This window comes from Vibrio sp. R11-SG3-ISO9 (genome assembly GCF_059834255.1).
Genome location: NZ_JCBDGU010000039.1, coordinates 190,870 through 205,246 on the forward strand (window position 1 = coordinate 190,870; position 14,377 = coordinate 205,246).

Below are 14,377 nucleotides of genomic sequence, written 5' to 3' on the forward strand. Positions count from 1 at the left end.
GCCACTATACTTAGTTTCTATTATTAACCCTTGAAACATTAAAGATATGATTAGGATCATGCATTCGGAAATGATAGAAGTTATTATTCAAACTTGTTAATTGAACGGTGTCTCAGACCATGGCCTTGAACTCATTTATCCAATTCACTCTAAATGCTCTAGACCACGGAACTGATGAACAAAAACTAACCGCAGCACGAGCCTTGGCTTATATTGGTAGCGCTATCGACGATGATACAAGTGAGATCACAAGTGCCAACTGCGTTTACACGTCTCAAGAAACAAACCGCTCTTCTATCATTCAATCCACTATCGAAGTGCTTTCCAGCCAACTTCTGCAAGATAATTTAGAACTCACACTTACTTGCTTGGAAAGCTTAAAACATTACCCAGACACAGACTTGAGCACTTTGATCGGCAGCTACCATCATTCAGACGATATCGACATTAAGTTGAGTGTATTGGATGCGATTACCAACAATAGAGCGCTGTGTGATGCCATCCCTTTTCTTTGTGAGCTTGTTATTGAGGAAATGGACTATTGGGATGGAGAATGGAACGACGGTGACGATATCCGCTTAAAGGCAGCCCAATCATTAGTGAAATGTGCACACGCTCTAGGCCGTGAGCAGTGCAGCTTACTCAGTGAGATGTTGTTTGACGACCTTGATCCTGAGCTGAAACGCACACTACTTACGGTTTTATCTATTGGAAACCCGACACAATTGGAGTTGATTGCAGAAAAGCTTACCGTTACGGAATATCGCAGCTACCTAAACGGCACTCACAATCGTGCAGCACTATATAAGGCAATGAAAAGCCAAGATATGAGAAGCCGCCAAATCGCCTACCGTAGATTGTCGCAATCCAATGCACGTGAGTATCTCCAAGAGTTTCTCTCAGGGCTTTCAAACAGTGATGTTCAAGTCCGTCGAATTTCTATTGAAACCTTGGCTCGATGGCAATACTCAATAGAACTTAAACATATTTCAACGACACATATAACTTCAACCACAGAGCTTGATTTACTTAGTACCCTGCTCAAACCTGAAGCAAAGATGTGGTTCATCGAACAGTGGTCGCAAGACGTTATCGATATCAGTCTGACGCCGTCTATCATCAAACTGTCGGTCAGCTTAAATGATCCTATTGATTCGCTATTAGACAGAGTCTATACAAGGTTTAACTCACTCGGTCTATCGTCACAAATAGAAACTCTTGAGGTAATATTCACGTCTATTGATAAGCCATTAAGTCTCGCATTCATTCGTCAACAACTAGAGAGCACGCAAACTGACAACGCGGTTAGACAAGCGCTCGTTACGCACTTATCACAGCAAGAACTTGCCCAATACCAATGTTATTTCGAACAGCTATTGCTTCAACAAGGTTACACGTTAGACACCCCAACGGATACTTCTGCTTACGACACGAACAAGCCAATGCAATCAAAAACTGTGTCTAACCCAACATCAACGCTCGCCGCGTTATCAATAGCTTCAACGGATTCGAACAAGCAGAGAAAAGATAAAAAGAGAGCGAAGCTAGAAGCAATAGACAATCAAACCTACGCTATCGCTAACTGCAACAATGCGAATCACCTAATCCAGATATGTTCTGAAGAATACCTATCGACCATGAGGCCGCAGGCAGCATCGGCCCTTGTGATGGCATTGGTTGATAATAATATTCCTTTCTCTGAGGTCTCTAACTCGCAGTTGGAAAACGTTATAGCTGCGAGCCTCGCTGACGAATCATTCCATCGAATCAACCCTTTACTAAACTGGCTAGGTAAGGAATGGTTAGATAGAAACTGGACTGCATTGATTAATCACGAACGCCTTGCAGTGCAACAAGCTTGTGTTTCGTTCATACATGACGAACAAAGCTTGAACGATTTTTTCGCTCACCCTTATATTGGGATCCAAGAGCAAGCAATCAGAAGGTTAGCTCAGCTAGGCTACCTTTCTGATCGTTTAATACTGGATGCAATAGTCTCTTGCCCGCTGTTAATTGTTGACCAAGCAGTATTGAAACCTCAGCACGTCTACCAAGCGCTACTGGCATGCTCGGTACACCACCCCGATCAAGCACTCAATGCCTTCGCTACGTACACAGAAGCAAGGACCAAGCGAATATAATATTCGCCCATTTTGAGAGTTTGCTTGAACTAAGAGCTGTTCTTTGCTGTGAGTTGCTCTTGATTAAGAGATAGATTCCCTCTGATCTCTTTGCGCTAGAGCTTTCAATAAGTAATCGATGAACTCTTTCTTTCGCTTGGGCATCAATTGCCTCTCGGCATAGACCAGGCTGACACTGACTCCCGGCATCTGATAATCAGGAAGTAATTGAACCAACTTCCCTGATTCAAAGTGCTCGCGACAGATGAACTCTGGTAAGACTGCGATCCCCAAACCGTCAATACAGGCACTCAGGCATGCGGTCACGGTATTTACTCTTAGCTGAAATGGTAACTCAATCGGAACCTGCTTACCGTTGGGAGGAGTGATAGTCAGCTTTGGTACCCTTGCTGCTTTATTTGACACTTGAACCATCTTGTGTGGAGGAACCAGATCTTCATGTGATTCAATGTCCCCAAATTTATCTAAATATTGGGGACTGGCGACAATGACTCGCGTCGATGTTGCTAAGTACCGTGACACCAAACTTGAATCGACAAGCTCGCCAATCTGCGCATAGACATCGATCCCCTCGCCCACGATATCGACTTCACGGTTGGTTAATTCTAAATTCATCGTCACATTAGGGTATTCATGAAGGAATTGATGAATATAAGGTGCCAATACTTGCTGACCCAACTCCACAGGGAACACAACACGAAGCGGTCCCCGTATCAAATCTTGATTAGCTGTCACTTCCAGTTCTGCTTGATTCATGATTTCAAGCATCTGCAAACTCGATGTGTAGAAACGTTCACCTTCTGGCGTTAAAACCAAACTTCGAGTAGACCGCGTGATCAATCTCACACCTAAGTGCTGCTCTAACTCCGCCAACTTACGACTTACCGTGGATTTTGTCATATCCAAAACTTCGGCTGCGTCAGTGAAGCTTCCACACTCAACCACTTGTACGAAAACGGACACGGCGTTGAGATCCATCGTTAACCTCTGCTTTTAATTAGTAAGATTTGTGCAACAGTGCTTCTTATTTTTCCTATCTTATCAACCAATCGATTTCATTTACAATTCGTTACATCTATAAAAACGAGATCGAAGAAAAATGACTGATTCAACGCCAACAGCTCAAACAAAAAACAAGAAACGTAACAAGGCACCACTGATTGCAACCGCGATCATGTTAGCGCTAGGTCTTGGTGGCGGTAGTTACTGGTACGGCTATGGCCAATATTTTGAATCAACAGATAACGCCTACCTACAAGGCGACATCACTAACATTAGCCCAAAAGTATCGGGCTACATCGTCACTTCGCATGTACATGACAACCAAGTCGTCAACAAGGGCGACCTATTGGTTGAAATTGACGACCGTGATTATCAAACCGCACTATCCCAAGCCAACGCTCACCTCGCAGTTGTCGAAACAAGTGTGTCCAACCTATTGGCTCAAAAAGAACTTCAAAACAGTCAAATTCTACAAGCTGAAAGTCGCGTTGACTCGGCCAAAGCAGAATATGACCGCGCAATACAACAGACACAGCGCTCTCGCAGTTTGTTCACACGAAACTATGCCTCTCAAGATGAGGTAGACAGTATGTTAGCCCAACAAAAAGTTGCCCTAGCAGCGCTTGAAGAAGCGAAGGCGAATCTTGTAGCAAGCCATGACCAGTTGACCGTTATCGACAGCGAAATTGACCAAGCAACAGCTTCGGTAACAGAGGCAATCGCCCAACGCGATCAAGCTCAGCTTAACCTCGACTACACCAAAGTATATGCTCCCGCGTCAGGTGTAATTGGTAAACGAAGCGTCCGCGAAGGTCTTTTGGTACAAGCCGGTACGCCGTTAATGAGCTTAGTGCCAAACGGAGATATCTGGATTGAAGCCAACTTCAAAGAGACACAACTCAATGGTATTCACCAAGGTCAGAGCGTCGAAATTGAACTTGATGCATTCCCAGGCCAACCACTAGAAGGCAAAGTTGATAGCTTTTCACCAGCCACCGGCGCGAAGTTTGCTCTGCTTCCACCAGAGAATGCGACAGGTAACTTCACCAAGATTGTTCAACGCGTTCCTGTGAAGATCACCATACCCGATCAGAAAGAACTAAAAGGTCGCCTGCTACCTGGATTGTCTGTTGTAGCGACAATCGATACTCGAGGCTAAATCGATGAGTGAAGTTATCCCCTCCTCTACACCACGTGAGCAGGAAAATGCTGAAGTGCCAACACGTCATTGGATCGCTCTGTTTGGCGGCCTAATCGGTGCGTTTATGGCGATCTTGGACATTCAGATCACCAACTCATCGCTCAAAGACATCCAAGGTGCACTCTCGGCAACGCTAGATGAGAGTTCATGGATCTCTACCTCCTACTTGGTTGCAGAGATGATTGCGATCCCACTTAGTGGTTGGCTATCTAAAGCACTCGGTAAACGTCGTTACCTTACATGGACGACTGCAATTTTTACGCTTTCATCATTACTCTGTTCGTTCTCTTGGAACATGACCTCAGTGATCGTGTTCCGCGCAATGCAAGGCTTCAGTGGTGGTGCGTTGATCCCACTTGCTTTCTCACTGGTCATCCAACTGCTGCCTCTCAATAAACGAGCGGTCGGTATGGCACTATTCGGTGTAACTGCGACGTTTGCGCCATCAATTGGCCCTACTTTTGGTGGATGGTTAACTGAGAATCTGTCGTGGCACTACATTTTCTACATCAATATTCCACCAGCGCTTTTGGTGATCACCATGATTCGCTATGGGCTCGATGATGAGAAACTCGACTTAGGTTCGTTAAAAAAAGCAGATTGGTTTGGTATTGCCACAATGGCACTCGGGCTTGGCTGTTTAGAGGTCGTGCTAGAAGAAGGCAATCGTGAAGAGTGGTTCAGCTCAAGCTTTATCGTAACGCTTGCCATCATATCTGCAGTCAGTTTGGTCTATTTCGTCATCAACGAATTGCAACATAAGAAGCCGCTAGTCAACTTGCGCTTACTAAAAGATCCGCAGTTCGCCATGTCTTGTATTGCCTATCTAATTTTAGGCATGGCACTGCTTGGCTCTATCTATGTGCTGCCGATGTATCTCACTCAGATACAGCAATATAACGCAATGGAAATTGGCGAAGTGCTTATGTGGATGGGTTTTCCACAACTGCTGATTTTTCCGTTGGTGCCAAAGCTTACCCAGATCATAAAACCTAAGTACCTCGTCACATTTGGTTTTGCGATGTTTGGCTTAAGTTGCTACGTGAATACCCATATGACCGTCGATTTTGGTGGTCAGCAGTTGATTCTTTCGATGGTTCTACGCGCCATTGGTAGCCCGTTCATTATGGTGCCTTTATCACTCGTAGCCATGAAGAACATCAGTAAAATGGATACGCCTGACGCCTCTACACTTACCAATGTGATGCGAAATTTGGGTGGTGCGTTTAGTATCGCAATCATCGCGACGCTGTTAGACAATAAGACTCGTGAACATTTAGCACACATAAAAGAGTCTCTGCCTTCGGTTAGCCAACTGGGCTGGCAAACATTACAACAGCAACAAGCATTCTTCATCCAATCAGGTAGTGATGCAGCGACAGCCATGCAACAGGCACAAGCCAGCCTACTCGGCACAATGCAGCGTGACGCTGCTATCATGGCATACAATGACGTATTCTTAATGATGACTGCGTTTCTCGCCTTTGCATCATTTCTAATACTAAATATGAAGGACTAATGACCTTTGCTCGTTCATGGATGAACGACCACCGATAAAATGCGAATCATTTCGTATAATCTTGATGATTACCAATGTCTTAAAACCATAAATCAACTTTTCCTCTCACTTGACATTATGCATCTAGACACCTAGATTCTAAATTAGGACAAAACGCTAGGATAGCTAGAACAATGACAATGAAGTTGCCACCCGATCTCAGCATTTTGATTGTCGATGATTCAAAGAGTGCCACCATACTTATAAAGCAGCAATTAGTTAGCCTTGGAATCTCGCACGACAAAATCTATATCGCCACGGACTACCGCCAAGCTATAAGAACCGTGGAAAGACACACCTTAGATGTGCTCTTGATTGATTATCATCTAGAGCAAACATTTACGGGTTTCGAGCTGCTTGGCATCCTTTATCGCAAAAGATTGATTGATCATACCGTCGCCACGATTTTGCTCTCAGGTGACATGCGTCAAGAAACTGTGTTAACCGCTTTATCTGGCGAAGCGCATCATTTTATATCTAAGCCAATTAAAACACCGATACTTGGAGATAAGATCGCTCTTGCTGTTGAAGAGTCTCATCAAATTACACAGCAAAAACAGTATTACCCGATCGATACTCCCTCAGTATTACAGCAAGCATTGTCAGTACCCAATACTCAAAAAAGTGTTCAGTACGAAGCGAGCCTAATAGAACATTTGATTGGCACTGAACAGTGGGAACTATTGGCGTATGTGCTAAGAGAATCGACAACCAACATGCATCCAACCAAACTGGTGGCACAAGCCTTGGTACTCGATAGCCTCGGCAAGGCTCAACAAGCAATCGACAAACTTCATAATTATCTTATTGCACGCCCTTTGTCTCTCAATGTGATCGACTGCTTGAGCTGTATTTACGAAAAACACAACATGCTGCTCCCAGCATTAAAATTGGCTATTCGTGCATTTGAGCTCACACCAAGTATTAGCCACCGTGCAATTAGAGCCATCGACCTTGCTGAGAACGCCGATAACGCTCAAATCTTAATTAAGATGGGTCATATGTATGCGACCAACATCTCACCGGCAGATATCGACGTTATTAACTCTATTTCTAACTACTTTCACTCACTTCAAGTGGCTTACGAAAAAGAAGATAGTATTGCCAATAAACGTACTCTGCTTGAACAGGCGAATCAATTCACTAATCAAGTGAATTTGAAGCTCACACAGCATCAACAGCAACAAGTGTTAGCCGCCTTGGCCGTATTTCAATGTCAAGTCTTGCACTTGGAGGGCAATCATCAGCTCGCTCATCAAAAGCTAATCCGAGCAGCTGCACTGCTTTGTCATGTTTTAAATGAAACCCCCACTGTGCTACTAAACCAGTTAATTCCCTTGCTTAATATTTACGGGGAGTACTCTTTGTATCAAGACTTAGGTGATTTCCTAAAGGCACGAGGAGACGAGAGCGAACAGCTGATTCTTACTAGTGATACAAACCCTATCAATTGCATCAATATGGATAGTCTAGGGTCTGTGCAACAGCTTAAAGACTACATTCACACTTATCCCTATTCCGTTGCTGCGAAACTTGACTATCTATTTGCCGTCAACAAAACTCAAACAGAAGAACAACTTACTAACGAATTCATGGCGCAATTACAACAATTGGAATTGCCCTATAAATGGAATCAATGGATTAGTGAATCTGTCAGGTCCGGTTTTTCTACCAAGCCACCTAGCCCACTTTCACTATGTAACTGACAGGAGTCTCTATGCTAGATTTTGATGCTTTAAACGCCTATTTGGATAATGATAAAGACGTAATCTTCGCGGTCCTATCTACGTATCAAGAAGACCATGCAAATTCTCTAGAAGAGATTCAGGAGCTTGTCGCGCAACAAGATTGGGGGAAATTACACTTTACCGTGCATACGTTAAAGGGAATATTGGTCAGTTTTGGAGAAGAGACAGCAACCTCGGCACTAGAAAACGTAGAACAAAACGCACTCAAAGATCTTGCTCCATCAGATGATGATCTCGCGGTTATTTACAGCGAAGTAAAAGTGATTAATCAACAGATCGAAGAAGTACTCGCCACCTACTAGTCAGAGATACTCAAGGTACAAAAGCTTCTTGGTAAATTCGGCTCTCGTGACATCGAGAGCCGAATTTCATTTATGCACTCTTAAACGTGGCACACCTTTACTAACTTCAATTATCGACACTTGTAATCGTAATCAAATAAAAAGGAGCAAGCTTAAGCTCACTCCCCGATATGGTTACTTGAACCTATATTTATGCTGGCGCACTTGCTCGTGCATTCAAGGATTTAGCACTAGAGATCCAGTGTTGTACCGACTGCGGTGACATTACTTTCGGGTTACCTAAATCGCTATCTCCCGCCGAAGCTAACTCTGGAGGAAGTACATCAATGATCAGCTCGAGATCTTTATGTGAATTGATCTCTCGCGTAAACACATCTGCCATTTCTTCACTGTAAGAGCTTCCTCGTGCTTTGGCTGCTTTGACTAAACCATCAAGCAATACATACCATGTTGTCATAGGGCCTTGTGCGACTGATGCGGACTCTGCGGCTGAATCAATGAATGCGAATGGAACGGTAATGATTGGTTGGTTGAACTCCATTGCTGCGAAAATCCAATCCGTATCAAATGAGAAATCAAACACCGTCGGGTTTTCTAGAATTTTCTCTAAGATACCTCGACCATAAAGTTTGAACGCGGCTTGCGTATCTTTAATGCCGCTGTCAAAGATCTGGGCTCCAATCATTCGCTGCATATGACGTAAAGTCTTAATACCAACGCCCCAGCGCTCTTCTTGTTTAACTAAAATCGAGTCTGCATGTTTTCGGTTACCTAGTACCACTTGCTTACCATCACGGCTGTATGGCGCCAGTGCCAACCCTATTTGCCCCAAGTGAACAGAGTTATCGGCATCCGTATAAAGAACAGCATCAACGCCATCTTCCAGAGACTGTTCACAACCAAGGATGATGGCACCACCTTTTCTTGAATCATCAGCGCTCGCTAGGTTACGAAGCGCACCGGATGCAGCAGGCAACGCATCCTCCAGTTTAAGTACTTTTACCTTCGCCTGTGTACCTGCATCATAAGTTTGTTTAATAGATCTAGCGATGTCTGCACTACCGTGTGGGCATCCGTCATCAACCGCATACAAGGTCCAATCAACATTGGTTCCTTCTGTTACCCATTGAAGTTGTTCGACTTTCGTTCTCAGTGAGTCTTCTCCGTGTTGATTATCTGCAGACTTAGGTTTAAGGCGATTGTGCTCACCCCACATAGCGAATACCACACCAATTTTGATCGGCTGACAAATTGATTGTGTTTCTCTACGGGACTCAACAAGCTTCACCGCGAGTTGAAACTCAAGCGGTGCATTAAATTGTATTGAAAGATCTTTTAGGTCTTGAGTGGAGAGTTTATCCAGCTGCAGTAAACGGTCTGCTAGCCTAAGTAAGCTTTGTTGATGTTGTGGCTCCGTCAAATCAAACTTTTCATTCGATTTATTTAGGAGCTCAATAGCGGTAGACAAAGAAGTATCCATACATATTCCCTAGCGTGACGTTATTATGATCACTTAAAGCTTAGTATGCATACCTTTTCATATCAAAGCGATATACGCTTTATTTTGTTGTGCACCTCTCATTTCCTTTGAAGCTGAAATTGCGGTATTTGGCGCGATACTGCTTAGCTTTGTTTTCGCGGAATTTACCTGCCCAGTTGCTAATCTCTGGGTCTGTTGCCCAAATATTTGCCATTACCCTTAGATAAGAACTTTCCGTACTTGGCGTTGGATCATATGGGTTGTTATTAACGCGAAGTACCAATTGCCCGTCTACAAACCATTCAATGCGGTCTTCACCCCAATAAATTCCGTAACGATGAAAAGCCTTTGAGGCGTCAAAGCCGAGGAAGATCAGAGTTTCATGTGAATTGGTATAACTGTCATCATCAGTCCAAAAATTCAATTGAACCATGTTGGTATTAGAACCCAAAAATTCGATATCTATTTCATTGTGTCGCCCGCTCCCACCTTCCGGTTTGTCATATGGCCCCGAAAACAAGAAAAATGAACTCACCACGCCAGGCGCTCGAGCTGGCTTCATATCTATCTCATAGCAACCATAAGGGAAGAACTCATGGCTGCGGAACTCCCCACCATAGAAACGTAACTTGCCCTCTTCGTCTCGCTCTTCATCGGGAGCTAGAGTCAGGGTTAAACCCTTTTTGTTAAACGTGGCTGATTTAGATTCCCAACGACTAAGGAATGGGAAACCATTCTCCCAGCCATCAGATAACCACCAGCGACTTTCATCAAAGGTTCGCAATGGATCTTCGAAGCTTTCTGCACTAACAAACGAGCTCGTCAAAGCCAAAGACACAGCTAACGCACAATAAGTTTTGGGTAACACCATCACATACTCGCTTATTCATTTGCATTCATAAAATAAGCGTAATACATACGATGAATTTTTCACCTCTGATTACTGATTATCTTCTACAGGTGCAAAACTGCGTCTTTGAATGGCTTGTACCTTTGGTACTGGAGCTTGGCCTAAATTTCCCTTGGGAATGGCACTTGCAGGTAGTTCAGCTTCCACAGAAGTTTCCGCCATTACAGGCTCAACACTTGTCGTAGCGACTTGATCCGAAGAAGGTGAATTTAACTCTTGGGTGTTTGATACGTTGCTTTCAACAATGGCTTCTGGTGTACCAAGCGGCGTAATCACAGTTACACCTGTCTCGTTTGAAACTTTAACATCATCACTCTCTACACTAATCACAGCGGCTTCGTCAGGCTTTAGTGATACAGAAGGCACTGCTTGCTGAGCTTCTTTCTGCGCTGCAGCGTGCGGCACGACAGGTGTAATTGGCGAGTGGAAACTGCCTTTGGTCGAGCTTACCTTACCACCACTGAATTGCTGTTGCGTGGTTCCTTCTGTTCCCTGAACAGATCCTTTCGGTGTGACTATTTGCCCTGTTAAGTCTTGTTGTTCTTGAATAACATTTTTCTCGGTAACAGGATTATCGGTGGGTTCGACAATAAATGTCTGCTTATTGGAAAAGTCCTTATTGAGCATTAGTTTACTGTTGGGCGTGTATTGTTTGAGCTGCTCACCAGACGATCTCGGTGCGCTTGCGGTTGGTATTGTATTGGCTGGCTGCTTGCGTATCAGCCCCGCTGACGGAGATTCGTATCTAAAAAAGTTTAGTTTTTGGTCCCAAATATCAATTAACGAAGAAAATTGGATCCACGCATCATCCACGTATGCTGACGGAGCATCTGAATTCGTTGCGATAGAAAACTGAGCGTCAAATGCTTTATAGTCCACCTGTAATTGCTGGCGATATTGATTCCAATTACTTCCGCCCATCAAAAAGTATCTAACGCTGTTCGACCAATACTCATACGCGACAGGGTCTTCTACTTTCTCTGCCGCCATTGCTGCGAGTGCATCGGCCAATGCGGCCGTCTGCCACATTTCTTTGGTTCCAATCTGGCTCTCGAGACTAAGTGCCCGGTTGGCTTGTTGATGCATTAAGGTCGCCGCTTGCGAATAACGGCCTTGGGACAAAAGAAGCGTTGGTGTGCTTAGCAAGTCAATTGAAGTTTGATTAAGCGCCCAAGTAGGAAAAGACACTGCAAACAAAATAAGTGTAATTAAGCGCCTCATCGGAATGTCTCCACCATACATTTGCCAGGATGATCAAAACGAGAATTAAACTTAACATCGCGATACTCTTTCGATTTATTGGCTTTATAAAGCTTACCACTCTGTTTATATAGCAAAGCTTCTAGCACTCCGGCATTAGTCTTCAAGCTGATGCTTTTTTCATAAGCGCTGGTAAGCTCATAGCGGCCTTCATACCACCCTCTTTGTGGGTCGTAGAGCTCTTTCACTAACGTCATTAATCGGTCGGTATAATCGGTTTTCCACAGAGCCCACATTTGAAAAGCAACACGCGTTGACACCAGTGCTTTTTCATCGTGTGAAGAGCCGTCTTCCGCGAGTGTTATCCATGGCGTTCCTAAGCCATATATCGCATCGTAAACAAAATAAGGTTCACCAGTAACAACATGCTCACCTCGCGCTGTGTAGATTCGCTCATTGTCCCAACGAGCCTCTTGCACTTGATAAATCGCGTCCGCCATTGCTGCTAACGTGTTGTTGGTGTGTTTCGAATCGCTTGACGTGGTGTCCCCGACTTTGTCCCAATTGAATTCAAGACCCATCCACAAATAAGGTGTTGAGTAAACTGGACGTAGCACGTTGAACACTCGTGGGTCGCGACCATCAAAAATCAAGTCGATATCGTAAATCGTCGCTACGTCGTAAGGCTCTATGTTCATCGCTTTTTCAGGCACAATCTGCCAGTCCAAATAACCGTAAGATGTGTACTCTTCGAGTCCCAAGCGTCCCTCTTTATAGCGAATTAATTGACCGTCCTGAATCATGCTTCCATAGAGCTCGCCATCAAGGCTTATCAACTCACAAAAGTTCCAACGCAATACTGCCTTGTCGACATACTCGGAGAATTCAGGGGAGTGCCGCTTAACAATAGCAAGGGCAATTAATAAGCGACCAACGTCGAGTGATGACCAACCAATATCCTGTGGTTGGTTGCCATAGTTAACCATGTCGCCGCTTTGCGTGTTATATACCTTGTTAGGCGCATAACCGTAACTCAGGTCCATTTCATTTAAGAAACTCAACACCAAAGTCAAACGCTCGTCGTATTGCTTATTTGAGATGAACTCAAACTCTCTCGCAGCAATAAGAGAGATCAGGTAGTCCGCTAGTCCGGCCATATTCGTGGTAGGAAAATTATCAATACTATTGACTAGACCCGTCGTGACTTGGGTATTGTTATCAATATATTTCCACGCAGTTTGCGCCCACATCAATTCTTCTTCAGTCAAAGGGGCGTGACGACCTTGTCGAAACACTTGTGATTGACTGAATGAATCAACACCATTAGTCACACCTTGGTAAACCACACCGCAGCCGGATATAGATACCGATAACAGAAGTAAACTCCACTTCTTCAGCATTCAATAACCTTATTCTACAGGTTTGATCTTTTTACGAGGCAAGCACTGTCCCTCATAACCGAATGGTGATTCCAGTGCTTTCTCCCATAAGCTTGGGGCTAACTGATCTTTATATTGAAGTAGCTTACCCTGTTTCTTATACAATAAGATCTCTAACGTGATGCCGTTATTGTTAGAAGTGAACGTGTTGATAAGACCCGTGCCGTTCTCAAAAATACCCTCATAGAACCCTTTTTCGCGGTCGTAAGCAGTAGAGACATGGTCAAACAAAAGGTCGGTATAGTCGGTATCCCAAAGAACCCACATCCCCATTGCGCCTTTAATGGCTACCGCAGAGAATTGTGGCAGGTATTCACCAACCTCAGAGATAGTGTTCCATGCAAAACCATCTGTATAGATAGTATCGTAAACGAAGTATGGGGCACCGGCTAATTGGTGCTCGGTACGTGCTGTAATGATACCCGTTTGTTTGTAACGTTCTTCCTGTACACGATATATTTGTAGAGCAAACTCTGCGATCCATTCATGTGAATAATTGGAATCATGTGGACTTCTGTCTTCCACCAAATCCCAGCCCATTTCAATACCATCCAATACATAACTTTCAGTTACAACGTAACTATGCGCTTTCAGTTTACGCGGGTCACGAGTATCGTACGGAACGTCATAACCGAATAGGTTAATCGTTGCGTAAGGTTCTGCCATCGCAGCTTGTGTCGTATCAAAGCCCCACAATTCGAAACCTTTCGCTGCATACTCTTCATAACCAAGTCGCCCTTCTTGGAGGTATTGCACCTCTTTTCCAGGTTCAAGTAGCGCGCCAAACATGGTGCCGTTTTCATCAACCACGTTGCAGTAGTTCCACCTTAGCATCACAGAATCAATACTGGTCGCGAACTCTGGATAACGATTCTTAAGGATATACAGCCAAATCATCAAACGACCTAAGTCGAGAGCTGAGTACCCAATTTCGCCTGGTTGGTTACCGTAGTCCACTTTCGCCGCGGTCTGGGTGTTATAAGCCTTGTTAGGTAACTCCCCCATGAATAGGTCGAGTGTATTTAAAGTTGTTAGGAAGCGAACGAGTCGTCTATCAAACTCTTCTTTTTCGATAATCCCCAATTCATACGCACTTGTCATGCCCGCGAGATAAGATGCCGCATCCCACCATGTCACCGATGGGTAGTTGTTTACCGCATTTACCAATCCTGTGGACTCTTGGTAGTTGTTTTCAAAATACTTCCAAGCGATACGGGCCATATCCATCTCTTTCTCAGTCAATTCACCATGACGAGGTTTAGGGACAGTCCAGTGTGTATTTCGGTCAATAATGTCATCAGAGAATTGATTATATTTACTACCGCAACCAACGATTGCAAGAGTGATCAAGCCAAGACTAATCGTTCGCATATAAATTCCTTCTTATTATTTTAAT

Annotated in this window: 11 protein-coding genes; 5 read left to right on the forward strand and 6 right to left on the reverse strand. The window is 44.1% G+C overall.

Annotated elements, in window-relative coordinates; all coding sequences use genetic code 11:
* Positions 1–119: 119 nt before the first annotated feature.
* Entirely contained in the window at positions 120–2,141 is a 2,022-nt protein-coding gene (locus AC6R05_RS13220) for a hypothetical protein (protein WP_500647633.1), read from the forward strand.
* A gap of 63 nt (positions 2,142–2,204) precedes the next feature.
* Here AC6R05_RS13220 and AC6R05_RS13225 read toward each other — a convergent pair whose 3' ends face one another.
* A complete protein-coding gene (locus AC6R05_RS13225) occupies positions 2,205–3,119 on the reverse strand; it encodes a LysR family transcriptional regulator (RefSeq protein WP_500647634.1) in 915 nt (304 codons plus the stop codon).
* A 121-nt stretch (positions 3,120–3,240) separates the two neighbouring features.
* Between AC6R05_RS13225 and AC6R05_RS13230 the strand changes: the two genes are divergently transcribed.
* The 4 genes from AC6R05_RS13230 (at position 3,241) to AC6R05_RS13245 (ending at position 7,952) form a co-directional block, all read left to right on the forward strand.
* Positions 3,241–4,302: an HlyD family secretion protein gene (locus AC6R05_RS13230; RefSeq protein WP_500647635.1), complete on the forward strand. Its 1,062-nt coding sequence runs from the start codon at positions 3,241–3,243 to the stop codon at positions 4,300–4,302.
* A gap of 4 nt (positions 4,303–4,306) precedes the next feature.
* Positions 4,307–5,863 (forward strand): DHA2 family efflux MFS transporter permease subunit, encoded by a 1,557-nt coding sequence (locus AC6R05_RS13235; RefSeq protein WP_500647636.1) that lies wholly within the window; start codon positions 4,307–4,309, stop codon positions 5,861–5,863.
* Between the two features lie 173 nt (positions 5,864–6,036).
* Positions 6,037–7,608 carry a response regulator gene (locus AC6R05_RS13240; RefSeq protein WP_500647637.1) on the forward strand — a complete coding sequence of 524 codons (1,572 nt, stop codon included), beginning with the start codon at positions 6,037–6,039 and terminating at the stop codon, positions 7,606–7,608.
* A gap of 11 nt (positions 7,609–7,619) precedes the next feature.
* Positions 7,620–7,952: an Hpt domain-containing protein gene (locus AC6R05_RS13245; RefSeq protein ID WP_408693114.1), complete on the forward strand. Its 333-nt coding sequence runs from the start codon at positions 7,620–7,622 to the stop codon at positions 7,950–7,952.
* 190 nt (positions 7,953–8,142) lie between these two features.
* Here AC6R05_RS13245 and AC6R05_RS13250 read toward each other — a convergent pair whose 3' ends face one another.
* The 5 genes from AC6R05_RS13250 to AC6R05_RS13270 all read right to left on the reverse strand — a co-directional run bounded on the left by AC6R05_RS13250 (position 8,143) and on the right by AC6R05_RS13270 (position 14,352).
* The gene (locus AC6R05_RS13250; RefSeq protein ID WP_500647638.1) at positions 8,143–9,432 is read right to left on the reverse strand and encodes a glycosyltransferase family protein; all 1,290 of its coding nucleotides are present in this window, start codon (positions 9,430–9,432) and stop codon (positions 8,143–8,145) included.
* A gap of 79 nt (positions 9,433–9,511) precedes the next feature.
* Positions 9,512–10,303 carry a family 16 glycosylhydrolase gene (locus tag AC6R05_RS13255; RefSeq protein ID WP_500647639.1) on the reverse strand — a complete coding sequence of 264 codons (792 nt, stop codon included), beginning with the start codon at positions 10,301–10,303 and terminating at the stop codon, positions 9,512–9,514.
* A 69-nt stretch (positions 10,304–10,372) separates the two neighbouring features.
* Entirely contained in the window at positions 10,373–11,563 is a 1,191-nt protein-coding gene (locus tag AC6R05_RS13260; RefSeq protein ID WP_500647640.1) for a hypothetical protein, read from the reverse strand.
* Positions 11,560–12,942 (reverse strand): DUF3131 domain-containing protein, encoded by a 1,383-nt coding sequence (locus tag AC6R05_RS13265; RefSeq protein WP_500647641.1) that lies wholly within the window; start codon positions 12,940–12,942, stop codon positions 11,560–11,562. The genes AC6R05_RS13260 and AC6R05_RS13265 overlap by 4 nt, the downstream gene beginning before the upstream one ends.
* A gap of 9 nt (positions 12,943–12,951) precedes the next feature.
* Positions 12,952–14,352, reverse strand: coding sequence for a DUF3131 domain-containing protein (locus AC6R05_RS13270; protein WP_500647642.1), 1,401 nt, complete (start codon positions 14,350–14,352; stop codon positions 12,952–12,954).
* Positions 14,353–14,377 lie beyond the last annotated feature (25 nt).

What these genes read in the sequence shown, in the direction of transcription:
- AC6R05_RS13220 (WP_500647633.1), top strand. Translation starts at nt 120, where the DNA reads ATGGCCTTGAACTCATTTATCCAATTCACTCTAAATGCTCTAGACCAC.
- AC6R05_RS13225 (WP_500647634.1), bottom strand. Translation starts at nt 3,119, where the DNA reads ATGGATCTCAACGCCGTGTCCGTTTTCGTACAAGTGGTTGAGTGTGGA.
- AC6R05_RS13230 (WP_500647635.1), top strand. Translation starts at nt 3,241, where the DNA reads ATGACTGATTCAACGCCAACAGCTCAAACAAAAAACAAGAAACGTAAC.
- AC6R05_RS13235 (WP_500647636.1), top strand. Translation starts at nt 4,307, where the DNA reads ATGAGTGAAGTTATCCCCTCCTCTACACCACGTGAGCAGGAAAATGCT.
- AC6R05_RS13240 (WP_500647637.1), top strand. Translation starts at nt 6,037, where the DNA reads ATGACAATGAAGTTGCCACCCGATCTCAGCATTTTGATTGTCGATGAT.
- AC6R05_RS13245 (WP_408693114.1), top strand. Translation starts at nt 7,620, where the DNA reads ATGCTAGATTTTGATGCTTTAAACGCCTATTTGGATAATGATAAAGAC.
- AC6R05_RS13250 (WP_500647638.1), bottom strand. Translation starts at nt 9,432, where the DNA reads ATGGATACTTCTTTGTCTACCGCTATTGAGCTCCTAAATAAATCGAAT.
- AC6R05_RS13255 (WP_500647639.1), bottom strand. Translation starts at nt 10,303, where the DNA reads ATGGTGTTACCCAAAACTTATTGTGCGTTAGCTGTGTCTTTGGCTTTG.
- AC6R05_RS13260 (WP_500647640.1), bottom strand. Translation starts at nt 11,563, where the DNA reads ATGAGGCGCTTAATTACACTTATTTTGTTTGCAGTGTCTTTTCCTACT.
- AC6R05_RS13265 (WP_500647641.1), bottom strand. Translation starts at nt 12,942, where the DNA reads ATGCTGAAGAAGTGGAGTTTACTTCTGTTATCGGTATCTATATCCGGC.
- AC6R05_RS13270 (WP_500647642.1), bottom strand. Translation starts at nt 14,352, where the DNA reads ATGCGAACGATTAGTCTTGGCTTGATCACTCTTGCAATCGTTGGTTGC.